We start from the raw sequence: 19,309 nt of genomic DNA on the forward strand, positions 1-19,309 counted from the left end.
TCGCGATGTCGAGAGTCTACGACCGGTCAGTGGCTGCGGCGCGGCATCACGCCGGGCCATACCCCGATTCGCCGAGTTCGCTGAGGATCCGGTTCAGGTCCTGGATCGAAGCGAAATCGATGATGACCTGGCCTTTTCGTGCACCCAGCGAGACCTTGACCCGGGTGTTGAGGCGATCCCCGAGGGTGCCGGCGACCTCATCGAGATAGGCTCGGCGAGCGCCGGGGGTCGGCTTCGCGGTGCGACCAGGACTCGCCGGCTCGGTCTTCGCGGCGACCTCGGTGGCTCGTACCGACAGGTCTTCGTTCACGACCTTGTCAGCAAGCCGCTGCATCGCCTCCGGCGTCTCCAGGCTGAGGATCGCGCGAGCGTGTCCTGCGGTCAGCACACCTGCGGCCACGCGCTGCTGCACGGGCATGGGCAGCTTGAGCAGGCGGATCGTGTTGCTGATCTGCGGGCGCGATCGGCCGATCCGAGTAGCCAGCTCCTCCTGGGTGATGCCGAAGTCCTCGAGCAGCTGCTGGTAGGCCGAGGCCTCTTCGAGTGGGTTCAGCTCGGAGCGGTGCAGGTTCTCGAGCAGTGCGTCGCGCAGGAGATCTTCGTCGGCGGTCTCGCGGACGATGGCGGGGATCTTCTCCAGGCCGGCTTCACGGGCAGCGCGGGTGCGCCGCTCCCCCATGATCAGCTCGTACTCGCCGTCACTGTTCTTGCGCACCACGACCGGCTGCAGCACGCCGAACTCGCGCACGCTGTGCACGAGCTCCGCGAGATCCTCCGCATTGAAGTGCGTACGCGGCTGGCGCGGGTTCGGCACGATCTTCTGCGGGTCGACCTGAATCAGGTGGATGCCGGGCACGACCTCGAGGTCGGCTTCAGCGGCAGGCTGGTCGCTGGTCTGATCCGTCGCCGGACGCAGGTTGGCACCGGGGAAGAACACATCCACGGGACGCTCGGACTGATCTGCTGTGGGAATGAGAGCACCGATGCCCCGACCCAGTCCAGTGCGCTTCGCCATCATTTCTCCTTGCTCTGCGTCGCCGTCCGCGACGCGATCTCGACAGCGGCCTCGCGATACGCGACGGCGCCGGCGGATTGCCCATCGTAGGCGATCACGGTCTGACCGAAACTCGGTGCCTCCGACACCCGCACCGAGCGCGGGATGACGGTGTCGAGCACCTGATCGGGGAAGTGTGTGCGGACCTCGTCAGCGACCTGCTGCGCCAGCCGCGTGCGGCCGTCGAACATCGTCAGCAGGATCGTGGAGAGATGAAGCCCAGGATTCAGGTGCTTCTGGATCATCTGGATGCTGCCGAGAAGCTGGCTCAGCCCCTCGAGTGCGTAGTACTCGCACTGGATCGGGATGAAGACCTCACTCGCCGCCGTGAAGGCGTTGATCGTGAGCAGACCCAGAGAAGGAGGGCAGTCGATGATGACGAAATCCATCGGGCTGTCGACGAGATAAGCGTCGAGCGCTCGTCGCAGGCGATGCTCACGCGCGACCTGAGCCACGAGCTCGATCTCAGCCCCGGCGAGGTGGATGGTGCTCGGAGCGCAGAAGAGGTTCTCGTCTTCCGGGCTCTGCTGCACGATGTCGGCGAGCGGGACGTCGTCGATCAGAACGTCGTACACACTCGGGGTATCGGCGTTGTGCGGCACACCGAGAGCGGTCGATGCGTTGCCCTGTGGGTCGAGGTCGATCACCAGGACCTTGGCGCCAAGACCCGCCAGTGCCGAAGCGACGTTGACGGCGCTCGTGGTCTTGCCGACACCGCCCTTCTGGTTCGAGACCGTGAGGATGCGAGTGTCTCCGGTGAAATCGATGTTCACCGTCTCGAGCGCACGGCGTCGAGCGGAGAGGTCGGCGAGTTCCCGCGCGAGCGGCGTATCCATCCCGAAAGAGTCCTTCGGTGATGCCTTTTCGGGCTGTTTCACGTGAAACATCCACTCCTTTCGGGGCCGTCCTCCACTCTAATCGCTGCGGGGGACGTTGCTGCGTCGGAGCTGGCGCTGGCGGCGGGATCGGTGGCGATTTCCGAGAGTCTCTCCGGGTCAACTCGCCCGGGAGCAGCGAGTCTCGGGGCGCACACGCCCCGCTGCGCGCTCAGGTTCTGGGGGCGAAGCATGGGTAGGGCTCAGAGGCGCTCCGTCGTGCGCGGGATCGGAGCACGAGCTGGTCCCGCACCTTCACTCCCGGTGGATGTGCGCGATTGCGGTCCCCGCGCCTTCGTCATCATCGACTCCCTCGCATGGTGTGCACGATGGTGGCACGGAAGATGGATCACGCTCTGTGTGTGTTGCCTTGGCGTGGCGTCTCGTCTCCCGTCCTGGGCTGCACACACGCCGGCGGGGGATCACGGCTGCGTCGTCGTCCGCTGGAGCATCGCCGACTGCGACCAGCCCTCGCCCTCTGCATCGTGGGCCTCACACGCGAAGTGGTCGAACAGCAGGAACGCATCATCCCGTGCGGCACGCGATGTGCGGGCTGGGCTCATCCTCACCATCGTTGTGATGCGCGCTCATACCGGTGGAGATCAGCCGAATCACCTCCTGAACTGCGCATCCGCTGCGCTGCCGGCAGCCTGCGCACAGCTATGGGACAACGGCTGGGTCATCCCTGTCGGCGCCGCGGAGCCTTGTCGGCCTCTGCCATCGTTCTCGCGCGTGCATCCTCGCGAGCGAACGAAGTCGGTGTGTTTCACGTGGAACGGTCAGCGCCGCGCAAGAGCTCTTCGATCCGATCGACCACATATTCGAGGGATTGCGTAGCGTCGATCTCCACCGTCGCCGTCGCACGGAGCCGTGGTTCAACCGACGCCTGATTCGACGTGATCTCTTCCTGCTCAGCTGCGGTCGAGCCGTAGGGGTTCGTGGTGCGTCGCCGTACCCTGTCGAGAAGTACCGCGATGGGCGCCGACAACAGAACCACGTGATCGAAGCGGTCGTAGAAGTCGCCTTGATTCTCGACGGTGCCGGACACGACCACTTCGGTACTCTCCCCCAACAGAGCACCCATGAGAACGTCGTCCCACAGCCCCGCCTCGGTGGTCCAGTGGCCGTAGTCCGTATCGACCACGGGGTAGCCCCGCTCCTCCAACTCGCGGAGTACGCTCGACTTGCCGACACCCGACATACCAGTGATGAGCAAGCGAACCATGTGCTCACGATACCGATGTTTCACGTGGAACATTGGCTCTCCGCGTCAGTGCCACCCGACTGTACCCATGCTGACGGCACATCGGCTGGCTTGCCCCTCTACGGATCGCGCGACTCACTGTGACCCCTATCGTCGACCCCTATCGTCGCGACGGTCCCTGCGTTCCGTTCGGCTCCTCCACGATCGATGCGCCGGGTGACTCCGGCGCTCTCGGGCACCGTCGCACTGACTCGGTCTCCGGTCATCGGGGTAGTTGGGTCAGAAACCCCTTTTCCTGATGTGGCCGCGCCGCTCACGGTCTACGCGCGAGAGCTCTCCGTAGTTCGGCCGTCCTGAAGAGCCTCGCAAATCGCTCACCTACCCTCTGTTGCCACAGCGTGTGTTGGCCCCAAACGCGTGAAGTGAGTCTTCGGAATAGGAACGGCCTCCTACCCAGCGCGTATCCCCACTTCCCCGCGCTTGGGTCAGCCACCAAGGCGGAACGCCCGACCACCCACCGTCGTGGGATCGCACATCCCGCGATTAAAACGGGTCGCCTGCACTTCACGTAACCCCAAGAGGTGGCCTCCTGTGGGGCTCGAACTCCCGCGGCCCATAGTCCCAGTCGCACTCAGAATCTGATCGGACCGCTCGAGTCACGTATATGAGAGTCACGCGACCACGGTGTTCCACGTGAGACAGCTGCTTCACGTGAGCGCGATGTTTCACGTGAAACGCCCTTGATGATCATCCTCTGTGCAGCCCCTCCCCCCCCCCAATCAGGTCTAGACCCCAATCTCGCGCCTACGGCTCGTTCGCCATAGGACACAACGGACGTGTGACACTCCCAACACGACCCTGCGGTTCCGCTGGGTGTGTGGAAGCACGCTCCAAAGGACTCCTCCATGTTCCTCTGGTGAGGAGACGATGCCGCAACGCACCGCGGCATCGCTAAGAGGTACGAACCCTCTCGGCTGCCACTGTTATCGCCATCTCATGGCTGTACGCGCCGACTGGTGCGGGCGCACTCGAGCCTTCTGGGGTAGACGACGCTTCTCACAATGACGTTTCACGTGAAACACCCGTCCCATACCCAGATGGTGCGTGTTAGATGTGGTCACACCTCACCGCCACCTGTCGTGGTTCGACTCCTCACGCCACGAGCACCGTTATCGCGGCTACGAACAGCCACTATGCACGTAGGCAGCCGGGCTGATTGGAAGGTCGCGAAGGCGTGTCCGCGGCACGACCAGATCTCGAATCGCGGCACTACGTTCAGGTATTTCGCCGACCCCACTGACGCTGGACGAACGAGTCACTCCGGACGAGGGTCTCTCCCCCGAGGGGCAGAGAGGTGCGTTTCACGTGAAACATGCTCAAAGGATCCCCTATTGAAAGCGCAGCTGAAGACATAACGGGATAGCACCCCGCCCGCCCTGACTACTCGGATCGGTCCGGTCCCTCCGGCTCGGTGCGGTCGACAGAGCATTGTCACCACTGTCAACCGGGGTGGATAGATACCTCTCACTGAAAAGGATCTACTCCAGGGACGTGCACATGACGCATGCCCGCGCCTTCATGAGATCTCGCCGCGCAGGCTCAATGCCCGGCGACTTTCGTTGACCCGGCCCAGGCCGAACAGGGGGAGTGACGCTCGCGGCGGGCGTCGAGCCCTATGAGCAAACCACAGCTCCGTCACCAGAAGCGTTTCACGTGAAACACGATGCCGATCCACCCATCCCCCGGACTGCCGGAGCGGATAGTGACGCTCACGGCGGGTGTCGAGCCCTATGAGCGGACCACTGCTCCCGCGTCAGAAGCGTTTCACGTGAAACACCATGCCGATCCACCAAACCCTCGAACGGGCCGACCGGGCAGTGACACCCGGTCACCTCCCATACTCACGACGAGAAGTCGCATGCGACCGCGACACCGGTTCAACACCTGTGTCGATTGCGACTCGGATCGCGCAGGCCGGCAAGTGAACTTCGCGAAGTACACCGCGACGCCTAAGACCAAAAAGCAGCGGCATAAACAAGGAGTGCTTCACGTGAAACACTCCTTGTTCCCACCGACGCGTGACCGAACCACGCTGCCACTATGACTCACCTTCACTGCCCACGGCGAAGATCAGGGTGAACGAGCGGGTTCGCCGGCGCAGCCCACGCCCGCTCCCGCTCCTGCACCCGCTGGCGCTCCCGGTCGAAGAGCATCGACTCCGGTGTGTGTTTCACGTGAAACATCGAATACACTCGCCACGCCAGCCGAAGCCCCTCGTGCACTCCCCATCGCCCCAGATCAGCGCCACTCACGGCGCGCAGGATCTCCGAGGGCTCCTGCACCTCCTCGGCATCCACCTCCCGCGGACGCTGACGTCACGATGCACGAGCGCGGGCCGGTGACGCGCGGGCACCGTTCGTCCTGGAACCAGGCGGGTGACCTCAGTTGCCGCGAGGGTTCGTCTGCGATGCCGCGGCAGGGGCGCCATCAGAGAAGACTTCACCGAGAACGTCAGAACCGCAGGAGTTGTCGTAGACCTATCGCCCGCCGACAGGGACGTGGGGGTCAAACGCCCCCGCGCGTAGATCCGAACCGTCCATCTCAGCCGGACCACTCAGCACTGGAGTGGGTGCCACGTCCGAAAAGGCGGACCCTGTATTCCGACGATTCCCGGCGCGTCTGGCCAAGATCCCTTAGGAGCTGCAGCGCGCGGCTTTGTCTACCGAACCCGAGCCCGAACGACGCGGGTGCTCTCACCGAGGACTCCCTCTCCGAGGACTTCGACACGGACGTCTGAGAGGCGGAACTTCTTGATCTGCTTCTGCGCCGCTTCGATCTCGTTGTCGGCGTTCATCCCCTTGAGCAGCAGGAGCTCTCCCCCATCACGAACGAGAGGAGCGGTGATCGGGATGAGCGTCTTGAGCGCGCTGACCGCGCGCGCGGTGACGACATCGAACCCCGCCGGACGAGGCACGTCCTCAGCACGTGCGCGCACGACCTCGACGTTGTCCAGGCTCAACTCCGCCACCTGCTCGTTCAGCCACGTGGTGCGACGCTCCATCGGTTCGATGAGCGTCCACTCCACGTCAGGGCGGGCGATCGCGAGCACGATTCCAGGCAGTCCCGCACCGGAGCCGATATCCGCAACCGATCCGTGGAACAGAGGAGCAGCGATGACGCTGTTCAGAATGTGCCTGGTCCACAGACGCGGAAGCTCGAGGGGGCCGATCAGACCCCTCTCTTCCCCATGCTCAGTCAGGGCTGCTGCGAACCGGCGTGCCAGCTCGATCCGGTCTCCGAAAAGCTCGGGCGCGACGGAGGGCTCGACCTCGACATCGACATCACTCACGACAGCATCCCGCTCAAATGTTCCACGTGAAACGTCAACGACGCCGCAGAACCGTGTGGCGGTCGGCACCCTCGCCGTACGACTCGGAAACAAGTCCCTGATCAGCGGCAATATCGTGCACAAGCTTGCGCTCATAGCTGGACATCGCGGGCAACGATGCCTGAGTCGCTCCATCATCGAGCTTCGCGGCCGCCGCATTCACCAGCGTCTCGAGCTGGCGACGGCGTGCGTCGCGAGACCCGCCGACATCGAGGATCAGTCGCGAGAACGAACCGGTCTTGTTCTGAACAGCCAGGCGGGTCAGTTCCTGAAGAGCCTGCACCGTGTCGGGAGCCGACAGCAGAGCCAGTCCATCTCCCTCAGCCTCGACCGACACGTAGGCGCGGCCCTGGCGGACATCGAGGTTGAGGTCACCGTCGATGTCAGCGATGTCGAGCAGCTCTTCGAGGTAGTCAGCGGCGACGTCGCCCTCGTTCTCGAGCTCGGCGACCGTGGGCTCCACGGTCTCGGTCATGTTGTCGGTCACGAACCGCTCCCCTTCTTCTTGGCACGCTTCTTGCCCACGGGCTGCTGGCGCTTCGGAGTCTGCGCCTTGGCGCGCTCCGCCTCTTCGAGCAGCCGCTGCTGCTCTGCTTCGTAGGCGGCCATGGGAACGACCTTGCCCGAGGAATCGATCGCCTTGCCCTTGCGGGCGAGTCGCTCTTCACGCGCCTTCGCGGCTTCAGAACCGGGAGTCGGCATCTCGCGGATGACCAGGAACTGCTGACCCATGGTCCACAGGTTCGAGATGAACCAGTACACGACGACGCCGAGCGGGAAGAAGATGCCCGAGAAGATGAAGCCGAGCGGCAGCACGTAGAGCATGATCTTCTGCATCTGGTACGCCTGGCCGGTCTTGGCCTCGGGCGACAGGTTCTTCGAGATGATCTGCAGCTGCGTGAAGAACTGCGACGCGATCATGAGCACGACGAGCGTGACCAGGATGATGATCGCGGTGGTGTTGCCGGCGTCCACTGCGTTGCCGAGCGTCTCGTGAAGAGACGCGACCCCGAAGAGCTCCGCGTTGTAGAACTGCTCGGTGAGCTCTGCATTCAGCAGGCCCACGCCGCCGACGCCCTGATTGTGGTGCTTCGAGACATCGCTCAGCACACTGAACAGAGAGAAGAAGATCGGCATCTGCACGAGGAGCGGCAGACAGCTCGACATCGGCGTCGTGCCGTGCTTCTTATAGAGGCCCATGGTCTCGCGGCTCATCGCCTCACGAGACAGCTGATCCTTCTTACCCCGGTACTTCTCCTGAACTTTCCGCAGTTCAGGAGCGATTTCCATCATCTTTCGCTGGCTCTTGATCTGCTTCACGAAGAGCGGGATCAGGGCAGCGCGCACCACGATCACGAGGCCGACGATCGAGAGCACCCAGGTCAGACCGGATGCTGCCGGCAGACCGACGGCGGTCAGAAGCCAGTGCCAGGCGACGAGGACGAGCTCGACGACCCACTTGAGGGGCCAGAGAATGGTTCCGATCAGATCGAAGCCGCCGGAGGCAGGCTCCGGTGACGGTGTTGCGCTGGCGAGCAGAAGGTCAAGACCCACCGATCAATCCTTTCGGGCAGGGACGACGAAACCGCGAGCGGTCAGGTCATAACGGAAGTGTTGGTGCGGACGGACGTCGTCGACGCCGCCGTGGCTCCAGGGATTGCAACGAAGGATGCGCCATGCCGAGAGCATCGCTCCCTTCACCGCGCCGTGCTGTTGCACCGCACCTACAGCGTAAGCGGAACAGGATGGGTAATAGGCGCAGACATCTCCGTACATGGGGGAGATCACCTTGCGATACCCGGTGAGGAACCCCAGAACGAGATTCCTCGGAATCAGCGGGATGCTGCGCAGCACGTCCCCGGTCTGCAGATGAGCGCTGCCGATCGATGATGCCGGAAGGGCGGTCATGCTCGACCCTGCCCGAGACGGTCGAGGCAGCGGTTCACATCGGCGCTCAGCTCTGCGTAGGTGGCTGTCGCGGATGCAGGAAGGGCACGGATGACGACATCCGTGCCCTCGGGGACCCGCGACAGCGCATCCGCACACACGGCTTTGAGTCGCCGACGCACGGTGTTGCGCACCACAGCGGTGCCCACCTGCTTGCTGATGATGAATCCGAACCTCGCGGCTCTGCTCTCGCCCGTCGTCAGCATCGATGTGACGACTTTGGCTCCGCCACAACGGGATCCGCGTCGAACGACCAGGCGATAGTCGCTCCCGCGGGTCACACGAAACGGGCGGGCGAGCACAGCGATTTACGCGGAGAGCTCGGTGCGGCCCTTCGCGCGACGGGCCGAGAGGATCGAACGACCGGCGCGCGTGCGCATGCGAAGACGGAAGCCGTGCTTCTTGGCGCGACGACGGTTGTTGGGCTGGAAGGTGCGCTTGCTCATGAAATCACTCCGGGAATGCTGCCACCGGGATCATTTTGACCGGAGACATAGGGATCTGCCATTCAGGCATAAGTCAACCGATTAAGGGTACGTCCTGGCGGCCCACAGAGCAAATCTGCGCGCTTCGGCACGGACCCTGACAGGATCCGCACAGCTATTATCCACAACCTGCCGCGTGCACGTATGCGCAACACGCGCGCGGATTTCTCAGGGCAGGTTGCCGTTCACAGCCGTGGTGACTACCGTGGCATCCGAAGTTATCCACAGGCGAGCCGCGTCATCCCGACGGCCCGTCGCCCCTCAGCACGGAGCGTCATGTCATCACCTGCCCAGCCCGACGTTCCGATCTGGACCACGGTGCAGGAGCTCCTCGAAGCGGATGACCGAGTCACCCCTCAGCTCCAGGGATTCATCAGCCTCGCGGTTCCCGCCGGTGTGATGGCGGCGACGCTCTATCTCGAGGTACCCAACGATCTCACCGCGGCGCAGATCAACAAGCGGCTGCGGCTGCCGATCATGGAGGCTCTCTCACACATCGGCGACGAGGTCACCTCCTACCGAGTGGTGGTCAACCACGAACTCGCCGAGCAGCCGACGGCGCCCATCGCCGTCGCGGATTACGGCCGCCAGGAGCAGACGCGCGTCGAATCTCCGATGGAGCAGCCGACGCAGCAGCGTCACGAATCACGCCTCAACCCCAAGTACACCTTCGACAACTTCGTCATCGGCCAGTCCAACAGGTTCGCTCATGCCGCAGCAGTCGCGGTCGCCGAGGCGCCGGCCAAGGCATACAACCCGCTCTTCATCTACGGTGACTCGGGCCTGGGCAAGACCCACCTGCTGCACGCGATCGGAGACTACGCCCAGTCGCTCTACGCCGGCGTCAAGGTCAGGTACGTGTCGAGTGAGGAGTTCACGAACGACTTCATCAACTCGATCGCGAACAACCGAGGCGCGGCCTTCCAGGCTCGTTACCGCGATGTCGACATCCTCCTGATCGATGACATCCAGTTCCTCCAGGGTCGCGCCGAGACGCAGGAAGCCTTCTTCCACACCTTCAACACGCTCCACGACCACAACAAGCAGGTCGTGATCACGAGCGACGTCGCCCCGAAGCACCTGACCGGCTTCGAGGACCGCATGCGCAGCCGGTTCGAGTGGGGCCTGATCACCGACGTCCAGGCTCCCGACCTCGAGACCAGAATCGCGATCCTGCGCAAGAAGGCGCAGAGCGAAGCCCTTCATATTCCCGACGAGGTACTCGAGTACATCGCCACGGTGGTGTCGTCGAACATCCGCGAACTCGAGGGCGCGCTGATCCGGGTCTCGGCCTTCGCCAGCCTGAACCGCTCGGCTCTCGACATCTCCCTCGCTCAGACGGTGCTGCGCGACATCATCGACACGGCGGAAGACAACATCATCTCGCCGACCGACATCATCACCGCCACCGCGCAGTACTTCAAGCTGACCGTCGACGACCTCTATGGCTCGAGCAGGTCGCAGCAGATCGCCACGTCGCGTCAGATCGCCATGTACCTGTGTCGGGAGCGCACGAGCCTGTCACTGCCGAAGATCGGGCAGCTGTTCGGCAACCGAGATCACACCACGGTCATGTACGCCTACAAGAAGATCAGTGAGCTCATGAAGGAGCGTCGTTCGATCTACAACCAGGTGACCGAGATCACCACGCAGCTCGGTCGGCGCTGACCTCACGACACCTCGAAAAGGGGGTCGTAGCTTCCGTTGGGACGCTACGACCCCCTTTCTGTGCGTGTGAGAGGCATACGGCCGGCTCGATCGATGCCAGTTTGCACATGTGGATAACTTGTGGATGACTCGCCTCGAGATCGGGACGGATGTGTGTGAAACCACCGAACCTGTGGATAACTAGGGGAGACGGTCGGACCGAGGGGAAGGTGTCCACCCGCGGATTCCTCAGGGTTTCCACAACTGACAACCGTGTAGTTCCTTACTCGCGTCTGCTTTCCACCGAGTTATCCACAGTATCCACAGGTGTTAACACCGTTAAGGAGTTAATTCAATTCAAGGGCGATCCGATCACCAGACGGTGGGGAAAGTCCGACGGGACGGAGGTTTGCGCCGCTCGTAGGGATCCGCCCGACTGTGGGGCTAGCATGGGAAGCCCTGCACAGGCAGGACCGATGACGAACCGTCTCAGAATGACGACAAGGGAGCACCCGTGAGGTTTCAGGTCAACCGCGATGTCTTCAGCGAGGCTGTGTCCTTCGTCGTCAAGCTCCTTCCGCAGCGCAACCCGCAGCCGATCCTCGCCGGAGTCCTGATCGAGGCAGACGGATCCGGACTGACTCTCTCCGCTTTCGACTACGAAGCATCCGCTCGAACAACCATCGAAGCAACGGTCGACACTCCCGGCACGATCCTCGTCCACGGTCGCCTGCTCTCCGACATCGCCAGCCGCCTCCCCAACGCGCCGATCGAGATCGCCGTCGAGGACGACGGGAGCATCACGGTCACCTGCGGCTCCGCACGATTCACCCTGGCCGCCATGCCGGTCGAGGAATATCCCTCGATCCCCGAAGTCTCAGGCTCGTCCGGTGTGGTTCCCGCCGACGACTTCGGAACGGCGATCGCACAGGTCGGCTTCGCCGCATCACGCGATGATGTCACCCCTGTCCTCACCGGTGTCCAGCTCGAAGTCTCCGGGCACACGCTCAGCCTGGTCGCCACCGACCGCTACCGCGTCTCGCTCAGGGACGTGCCGTGGGATGGCGAGGCCGTCGAGGCGAGCGCACTGGTTCCCGCACGCACGCTTCTCGAGGTCGGAAAGACCTTCGGTCACGCCGGGACGATCCAGATCGCGTTCTCCGGAGCCGGCGATCGTGAGATCATCGCCTTCACGGCGGGAAACAAGACCGTCACCTCGCTCCTGATCAAGGGCAACTTCCCGCCTGTCCGTCGACTCTTCCCCGAGCAGACTGAGCACTACGCGGTCGTCAACACCGCCGACCTGGTCGAAGCGGTGCGCCGTGTGTCGCTCGTGCTGGATCGTGCAGCCCCGCTGCGCTTCACGTTCACGTCCGACAGCGTCACGATGGACGCATCGGGCAGTGAGCACGCCCGTGCATCGGAGTCCGTCGACGCGATCCTGAACGGTGGCGACGATGTCACTCTCGGTCTCAACCCGCAGTACCTCATCGAGGCACTCGGAGCGGTCAAGAGCGAGTTCGTGCGCGTCACGTTCACCTCGAGCGACAACGCGAACAAGCTCAGCCCCGTGCTGATCACGAGCCAGACCTCGGTCGATCAGGCCGGACTCGACTCGTTCAAGTACCTGCTGCAGCCCAACCTGCTGCTCCGCTGATCCTGCGACGGGCGCGCTCCGCGCGGCGACAGCGGTGTCAGACCCCGAAGGTAGGCTGACAGCGTGATTGTGGAACACCTGAGCCTGGTCGACTTCCGCAACTACGCGACCGCGGATCTCGCACTGCACAAGGGGCCCAACGTCCTGGTCGGCCGCAACGGTCAGGGCAAGACCAACCTCGCCGAGGCCGTCGTCTTCCTCGCCACGCTCGGCTCTCACAGGGTCTCGTCGGATGCGCCGATGGTGCGTGAAGGTCAGGATTTCGCGATCATCCGCGCGCGCCTCTCGCACGGCGAACGCAAAGTGCTGATCGAGGTTCAGCTCAACAAGCAGGGCTCGAACAAGGCACGCATCAACGGCTCGCCGTCGAAGACCAACGAGCTTCCCCGGTATGCCCATGTGGTGCTGTTCGCCCCGGAGGATCTGCAGATCGTGCGTGGCGACCCGTCTTCTCGGCGTCGCTTCGTCGACCAGCTGCTCATACAGCGCACTCCTCGCATGTCGTCGGTGCTCGCCGACTACGACCGTGTGCTCAAGCAGCGCAACGCCCTTCTCAAGTCGGCCCGAGCGCGGGGCATCAAGGGCGAGGGCCTGAGCACCCTCGATGTGTGGGACGACAAGCTGGTCTCCCTCGGAGCAGAGATCATCACGGCGCGACAGCGTCTGGCGGCCGACCTCCAGACCCCGGTGGCAGAGGCGTATGCGGCGATCGCCGGCGAAGACCATCGTCCCCAGCTCGACTGGGCGCTCTCGGTGCGAGGTGCAGACCCCGAAGAGGGGGTCGACGCGCCGGCCGAGACCTCGGGAGACATCGCCGAGATGTTCCACGCCGCGCTGCTCGCCAAGCGGTCGAACGAGCTCGACCGCGGGCTCACCCTCACCGGACCCCATCGCGACGATCTCGTTCTCCGCGTTCGCGGGCTGCCCGTGAAGGGCTATGCGTCGCATGGGGAATCGTGGTCGGTTGCTCTCGCCCTGCGCCTCGCCTCGGCGGAGCTGCTGCGCAGCGAGTCCCCCGCCGGCGACCCCGTGCTCATCCTCGACGACGTGTTCGCCGAACTCGATGCCGAGCGCCGTCAGCGCCTCGCCGGGCTGACGGCAGGGTACGAACAGGTGGTCGTGACCGCGGCCGTGGAGGAGGATATCCCCGAGGTGCTCCACGCGCATGTGGTGAGGATCTCGGCCGGAACCATCAGCGACGAGAGGGAGGTGCCGCATGAGTGACGCCGCACCCGTTCCGGCATCCGAGACTCCCGAGACGGTCGCGACGTATCTGCGTCTGCGCGGTCTCGCACCGAGCTCGAAGACGTGGAAGCGCAAGCGGCGCATCGTCACCGACGATGACAACGCCCCCTTCACCCCCGGACGTGACCCCGGTCCCCTCGGAGCGGTGCTCGACAAGCTCAGCCGCGACTCCGGGTGGCAGAAGACTCTTGCCCGTGAAGACCTGGTCAGGCAGTGGGCCGATCTTGCGGGTACGGACACGGCGAAGCACTCCGAACCCGTCTCGCTCGAACGCGGAGTGCTCACCGTGAAGTGCGATTCGACGGCCTGGGCGAAGAACCTGCAGTACATGCGCGGGACCATCCTCACCGAGATCGGCCGACGGTATCCGGATGCGGGGGTCGAGAACCTCCGCTTCATCGGACCGGACGTACCCTCATGGAAATGGGGTCCCAGAGTCGTTCCAGGACGGGGCCCGCGCGATACCTACGGGTAGGGCACCGTTCAGGGGGTTCAAGAGGCTCAGAGGGCCACACACGGCCGTTCAGCGGGATTTCGAGTCGAAAGACCGCTAGAATGGGAGTTCGTGATATTGATGTGGAGAATGCCCTCTGATGACGCCTGAATTCCCTGCTGACGAGACGGAATCGACCACCGGGGAAACCCCTGACCCCTCACAGGGCGCAGAGACCCAGGCTCCCGCGGAAGCGGAGACGAGGTCCACATCGATCTCCCCCAAGATCAAGCAGCCCGGCGAGTACGGCGCCGACTCGATCCAGATCCTCGAGGGACTCGAGGCGGTGCGCAAGCGACCCGGAATGTACATCGGTTCCACGGGTCCGCGCGGTCTGCACCACCTGGTCTACGAGATCGTCGACAACTCGGTCGATGAGGCTCTCGCCGGCTACGCAGACACGATCCACGTGACGCTGCTCGAAGACGGCGGCGTGCGCGTCATCGACAACGGCCGCGGAATCCCGGTCGACCCGCACTCCTCCGACCCGTCGAAGTCGACGGTCGAGGTCGTGCTGACGATCCTGCACGCCGGTGGCAAGTTCGGTGGCGGCGCGTATGCCGTCTCCGGTGGTCTGCACGGCGTCGGCTCCTCTGTCGTGAACGCCCTGTCGACCCGCTTCGACGTCGAGGTCAAGCAGAAGGGCTTCGTCTGGCGGCACAGCTTCGCCGACGGCGGAGTGCCGCAGCAGAAGCTCGTCAAGGGCGAGGCGACCGACGACACCGGCACGAGCATCACGTTCTGGCCGGATGCCTCGATCTTCACCGAGTCGATCGACTTCGACTACGACACCCTGCGCACGCGCTTCCAGCAGATGGCGTTCCTCAACAAGGGTCTTCGCATCGAGCTGCTCGATGAGCGCGCGTCCTCGGCCTACGAGGTCGAAGAATCCGGTGTGACCGTCACGAAGCAGCCCGGTGATGTCTTCTTCTACGAGCGCGGACTCGTCGACTACGTCGAGTACCTGAACAAGGTGCGTCACGCCGAGGTCGTCAACGAGGAGATCATCGCGTTCGAGTCCGAGGACACGGCGCGCAAGATCTCGCTCGAGGTCGCGATGCAGTGGACCACGTCGTACACCGAGAACGTCTTCACCTATGCGAACACGATCAACACGCACGAGGGTGGAACCCACGAAGAGGGCTTCCGCGCCGCGCTCACCACGCTGGTGAACAAGTACGCGCGTGCGAACAACATCCTCAAGGAGAAGGAAGACAACCTCTCCGGAGACGACGTCCGCGAGGGATTGACCGCCGTCATCTCGATCAAACTGGGCGAGCCCCAGTTCGAGGGTCAGACCAAGACCAAGCTGGGCAACACCGAGGCCAAGGCGTTCGTGCAGAAGGTCGTGGGCGATCAGCTCGGCGACTGGTTCGACCGCAACCCGGCCCAGGCGAAGAACATCATCCGCAAGGCGCTCGACGCCGCGACCGCGCGCCTGGCCGCGCGCAAGGCGCGCGAGACCGCACGGCGCAAGAGCGTGTTCGAGTCGGCCGCGATGCCCGACAAGCTCAAGGACTGCACCAGCAAGGACCCTTCGATCAGCGAGATCTTCCTCGTCGAGGGTGACTCGGCCGGCGGTTCGGCAGTGCAGGGACGTGACCCGCACACGCAGGCGATCCTCGCGCTCCGCGGCAAGATCCTCAACGTCGAGCGCGCTCGCCTCGACAAGGCGCTGGGCAACCGCGAGGTCCAGGCGATGATCCAGGCCTTCGGCACGGGCATCGGCGAGGACTTCGACATCGAGAAGGCGCGCTATCACAAGATCGTGCTGATGGCGGATGCCGACGTCGACGGGCAGCACATCACGACGCTGCTGCTCACGCTGCTGTTCCGCTACATGCGCGGCCTCATCGAGGCAGGCTTCGTGTACCTCGCGATGCCGCCGCTGTACCGCCTCAAGTGGTCGAACCAGCCGCACGAGTACGTGTTCAGCGACGCAGAGCGCGATGCGCTGCTCAAGTTCGGCCTCGACAACGGCAAGCGCATCCCGAAGGATGCCGGCATCCAGCGCTACAAGGGTCTCGGCGAGATGAACGCCAAGGAGCTGTGGGAGACCACGATGGATCACACGACGCGGACGCTCCGCCAGGTGACCATCGAGGATGCCGCGGCGGCAGACGAGATCTTCAGCGTGCTGATGGGTGAGGACGTCGAATCGCGACGCAGCTTCATCCAGCGCAACGCCAAGGACGTCCGCTTCCTCGACATCTGAGGCGCTCCGCGCCCTGCATTCGCTCGAATAACGACCGGAATCGACAACACACATGACTGACGAAGTACGCCCCGAGCCCCCGGCCCACGACCACGGGAACATCGACCAGGTCGACCTGAAGTTCGAGATGGAGCGCAGCTATCTCGACTACGCGATGGCCGTCATCGTCGGACGTGCCCTGCCCGACGTGCGCGACGGTCTGAAGCCTGTGCATCGCCGCGTGATCTACGGCATGTACGACGGCGGGTTCCGCCCCGACAAGTCGTTCTCGAAGTGCGCCCGTGTCGTGGGCGAGGTCATGGGTCAGTACCACCCGCACGGTGACTCGGCGATCTACGACGCCCTCGTGCGTCTCGTGCAGCCGTGGGCGCTGCGGTACCCGCTCGCGCTGGGTCAGGGCAACTTCGGGTCCCCCGGGAACATGGGAGCCGCTGCTCCTCGATACACCGAGACGAAGATGGCTCCGCTCGCGCTCGAGATGGTGCGCGACATCGAAGAAGACACCGTCGACTTCCAGGACAACTACGACGGCCAGACCCAGGAGCCGACGGTCCTTCCGGCGCGGTTCCCGAACCTGCTCGTCAACGGCTCGGTCGGAATCGCCGTCGGCATGGCGACGAACATCCCCCCGCACAACCTGCGCGAGATCTCGGATGCTGCGCTCTGGGCGCTCGACAACCCCGGCCTTCCGCGTGAAGAGCTCCTCGACGGGCTGATCCAGCGTGTTCCTGGCCCCGACTTCCCCACCGGCGCTCAGATCCTGGGCACCAAGGGAATCCACGAGGCCTATCGCACCGGCCGCGGATCGATCACGATGCGCGCGGTCGTCAACGTCGAGGAGATCCAGGGCCGCACGTGCCTCGTGATCACCGAGCTGCCCTACCAGGTCAACCCCGACAACGTCGCCGTGAAGATCGGCGATCTCGTGCGCGACGGCAAGATCAGCGGCATCGCCGACATCCGCGACGAGTCGTCCGACCGCACGGGCCAGCGCCTCGTCGTCGTGCTCAAGCGCGACGCGGTCGCGAAGGTCGTGCTCAACAACCTGTACAAGCACACGCAGCTGCAGGAGAACTTCGGCGCGAACATGCTGGCGATCGTCGACGGCGTGCCGCGCACGCTGGCGATCGACGGGTTCGTGACCTACTGGATCACCCACCAGCTCGAAGTGATCGTCCGTCGCACGCGCTTCCGTCTGGCGAAGGCCGAGCGTCGCATGCACATCCTGCGCGGCTACCTCAAGGCGCTCGATGCGCTCGACGAGGTCATCGCTCTGATCCGTCGGTCGGCCACGGTCGACGACGCGCGCGAGGGACTGAAGAAGCTCCTCGACATCGACGACGACCAGGCGCAGGCCATCCTCGACATGCAGCTCCGTCGCCTCGCGGCTCTCGAGCGGCAGAAGATCCTCGACGAGGCGGCCGAGCTCGAGCGGCTCATCGCCGAGTACCAGGCGATCCTGGCCGACGAGATGCTGCAGCGCGACATCATCCGCGAAGAGCTCACCGGCATCGTCGAGCGCTTCGGCGACGACCGCCGCACGCACATCCTGCACGGCTTCGACGGCGATGTCTCGATGGAAGACCTCATCGCCGAGGAGGAGATGGTCGTCACCATCACCCGCGCCGGGTACATCAAGCGCACGCGGAGCGACAACTACCGTTCGCAGCACCGCGGCGGCAAGGGCATCAAGGGCGCGCAGCTGCGAGCGGATGACATCGTCGAGCACTTCTTCGTGACGACGACCCACCACTGGCTGCTGTTCTTCACCGACAAGGGACGCGTCTACCGCGCGAAGACCTATGAGGTCCCCGAGGCCGGGCGCGACGCGAAGGGGACGCACGTCGCGAACCTGCTCGCACTGCAGCCCGACGAGAACATCGCGCAGGTGCTCGACATCCGCGACTACGCGGTCGCCGACTATCTGGTGCTCGCGACGCGCGACGGTCTCGTCAAGAAGACGCGCCTCGACACGTATGACACCAACCGCCAGGGCGGCGTCATCGCGATCCGTCTGAACGACGAGGACGAGCTGGTCTCGGCGCTCATGGTCAACGCCGAGGACGACATCCTTCTCATCAGCCGCCGGGGCATGTCGGTCAGGTTCAGCGCGACCGACGATGCGCTGCGACCGATGGGACGCGCGACCGCCGGAGTGAAGGGCATGAAGTTCCGTGAGGGCGACAGCCTGCTGTCGGCATCCGTCGCCGCTCCCGGTCAGTTCGTGTTCGTGGTGACGGACGGCGGGTACGCGAAGCGCACGGCCGTCGAGGAATATCGCGTCCAGGGACGCGGTGGTTTCGGCATCAAGGTGGCCAAGCTGCACGACGATCGGGGCACTCTCGCGGGTGGTCTGATGGTCTCGGCCGACGACGAGGTCCTTGTGGTTCTGTCCAGCGGCAAGGTGGTACGCTCTGCCGTGGCCGAGGTGCCCGCCAAGGGCCGAGACACCATGGGAGTGGTGTTCGCACGGACGACGGAAGCCGACCGGATCCTCGCCATCGCCCGCAACGGCGAGCGGGGCCTCACCGAGGAAGACGAATCGGATGAGGCTGAGGTGGACGCCGAGTCCACCGCCCCCGAGACGAACGAGAACCCTGAGGAAGCAGACGCATGAGCACAGTAGCCGACAAGCTGGCGAAGAAGTCCACGCGCAAGACCAGTGGCAAGCAGGTGCGCCTGCGTCTCGTCTATGTCGACTTCTGGTCGGCCGTGAAGCTCTCGTTCCTCGGAGCGGTCGCACTCGCGATCGTCACCATGGTGTCGTTCTTCCTGATCTTCCTGGTGCTCCAGGCCACGGGCCTCCTCACTCAGGCCGACGAGATCGTCGGCGCGATCACCGACAACTCGGTGCGCATCTCCGAGGTGGCAGGTCTGCCGCAGGTGATGGCGTTCGCCGCCGTCGTCTCGATCCTGAACCTCATCGTGTTCACGGTGCTCGGCGCGGTCGTCGCCGGCATCTACAACGTCGCCGTGAAGGTGACGGGCGGTCTGCTCGTCGGCTTCATGTCGAACTGATCCTCCGGATTCGAAGAGGGGCGGATGCTTCGGCATCCCCCCCTCTTCTGTGCTCTCCGACGGAGTAGGGAAAACCCGAAG

16 protein-coding genes and 1 pseudogene are annotated in these 19,309 nt (G+C 64.3%); 7 read left to right on the plus strand and 10 right to left on the minus strand.

Annotated features, from left to right (window positions below):
• Positions 1-46 precede the first annotated feature (46 nt).
• From OPU70_RS08890 to rpmH, 10 genes are all read right to left on the minus strand, one after another.
• On the minus strand, positions 47-1,015 hold the full coding sequence (locus OPU70_RS08890; protein WP_079113844.1) for a ParB/RepB/Spo0J family partition protein: 969 nt from the start codon (positions 1,013-1,015) through the stop codon (positions 47-49).
• The gene (locus OPU70_RS08895) at positions 1,015-1,890 is read right to left on the minus strand and encodes a ParA family protein (RefSeq protein ID WP_153302272.1); all 876 of its coding nucleotides are present in this window, start codon (positions 1,888-1,890) and stop codon (positions 1,015-1,017) included. Before OPU70_RS08895 ends, OPU70_RS08890 begins: the two co-directional genes overlap by 1 nt.
• Before the next feature lie 461 nt (positions 1,891-2,351).
• On the minus strand, positions 2,352-2,492 hold the full coding sequence (locus tag OPU70_RS08900; RefSeq protein WP_156145942.1) for a hypothetical protein: 141 nt from the start codon (positions 2,490-2,492) through the stop codon (positions 2,352-2,354).
• A gap of 203 nt (positions 2,493-2,695) precedes the next feature.
• On the minus strand, positions 2,696-3,154 hold the full coding sequence (locus tag OPU70_RS08905; protein ID WP_042541571.1) for a dephospho-CoA kinase: 459 nt from the start codon (positions 3,152-3,154) through the stop codon (positions 2,696-2,698).
• A 2,698-nt stretch (positions 3,155-5,852) separates the two neighbouring features.
• Positions 5,853-6,482, minus strand: coding sequence for a 16S rRNA (guanine(527)-N(7))-methyltransferase RsmG (gene rsmG, locus OPU70_RS08910; RefSeq protein WP_498557561.1), 630 nt, complete (start codon positions 6,480-6,482; stop codon positions 5,853-5,855).
• 34 nt (positions 6,483-6,516) lie between these two features.
• Entirely contained in the window at positions 6,517-6,996 is a 480-nt protein-coding gene (locus OPU70_RS08915; protein WP_153302332.1) for a Jag family protein, read from the minus strand.
• Between the two features lie 8 nt (positions 6,997-7,004).
• Positions 7,005-8,075, minus strand: coding sequence for a membrane protein insertase YidC (gene yidC / locus OPU70_RS08920; RefSeq protein WP_042541552.1), 1,071 nt, complete (start codon positions 8,073-8,075; stop codon positions 7,005-7,007).
• A 3-nt stretch (positions 8,076-8,078) separates the two neighbouring features.
• Positions 8,079-8,429, minus strand: coding sequence for a membrane protein insertion efficiency factor YidD (yidD, locus tag OPU70_RS08925; protein ID WP_042541553.1), 351 nt, complete (start codon positions 8,427-8,429; stop codon positions 8,079-8,081).
• Entirely contained in the window at positions 8,426-8,770 is a 345-nt protein-coding gene (gene rnpA, locus OPU70_RS08930) for a ribonuclease P protein component (protein WP_079113846.1), read from the minus strand. The genes yidD and rnpA overlap by 4 nt, the downstream gene beginning before the upstream one ends.
• A 6-nt stretch (positions 8,771-8,776) precedes the next feature.
• On the minus strand, positions 8,777-8,914 hold the full coding sequence (rpmH, locus tag OPU70_RS08935; RefSeq protein WP_042541555.1) for a 50S ribosomal protein L34: 138 nt from the start codon (positions 8,912-8,914) through the stop codon (positions 8,777-8,779).
• 378 nt (positions 8,915-9,292) lie between these two features.
• On the opposite strand from rpmH, the pseudogene dnaA reads away from it, so the two are divergent.
• The 7 genes and pseudogenes from dnaA to OPU70_RS08970 form a co-directional block, all read left to right on the plus strand.
• Positions 9,293-10,621: pseudogene (gene dnaA / locus OPU70_RS08940) on the plus strand (chromosomal replication initiator protein DnaA); the annotation flags it as partial.
• A 493-nt stretch (positions 10,622-11,114) separates the two neighbouring features.
• Positions 11,115-12,257, plus strand: coding sequence for a DNA polymerase III subunit beta (gene dnaN / locus OPU70_RS08945; RefSeq protein WP_042541557.1), 1,143 nt, complete (start codon positions 11,115-11,117; stop codon positions 12,255-12,257).
• Between the two features lie 63 nt (positions 12,258-12,320).
• Positions 12,321-13,481, plus strand: a complete 1,161-nt coding sequence (gene recF / locus OPU70_RS08950; protein WP_498557562.1) for a DNA replication/repair protein RecF — start codon at positions 12,321-12,323, stop codon at positions 13,479-13,481.
• Entirely contained in the window at positions 13,474-13,977 is a 504-nt protein-coding gene (locus tag OPU70_RS08955) for a DciA family protein (RefSeq protein WP_042541559.1), read from the plus strand. The genes recF and OPU70_RS08955 overlap by 8 nt, the downstream gene beginning before the upstream one ends.
• A gap of 118 nt (positions 13,978-14,095) precedes the next feature.
• Positions 14,096-16,210, plus strand: coding sequence for a DNA topoisomerase (ATP-hydrolyzing) subunit B (gyrB, locus tag OPU70_RS08960; RefSeq protein WP_498557563.1), 2,115 nt, complete (start codon positions 14,096-14,098; stop codon positions 16,208-16,210).
• A 52-nt stretch (positions 16,211-16,262) separates the two neighbouring features.
• Positions 16,263-18,827 (plus strand): DNA gyrase subunit A, encoded by a 2,565-nt coding sequence (gene gyrA / locus OPU70_RS08965; protein ID WP_042541052.1) that lies wholly within the window; start codon positions 16,263-16,265, stop codon positions 18,825-18,827.
• On the plus strand, positions 18,824-19,228 hold the full coding sequence (locus tag OPU70_RS08970) for a DUF3566 domain-containing protein (RefSeq protein ID WP_042541050.1): 405 nt from the start codon (positions 18,824-18,826) through the stop codon (positions 19,226-19,228). Before gyrA ends, OPU70_RS08970 begins: the two co-directional genes overlap by 4 nt.
• Positions 19,229-19,309: the final 81 nt, after the last annotated feature.

This window comes from Microbacterium sp. SWDP-B6 (assembly GCF_059803615.1).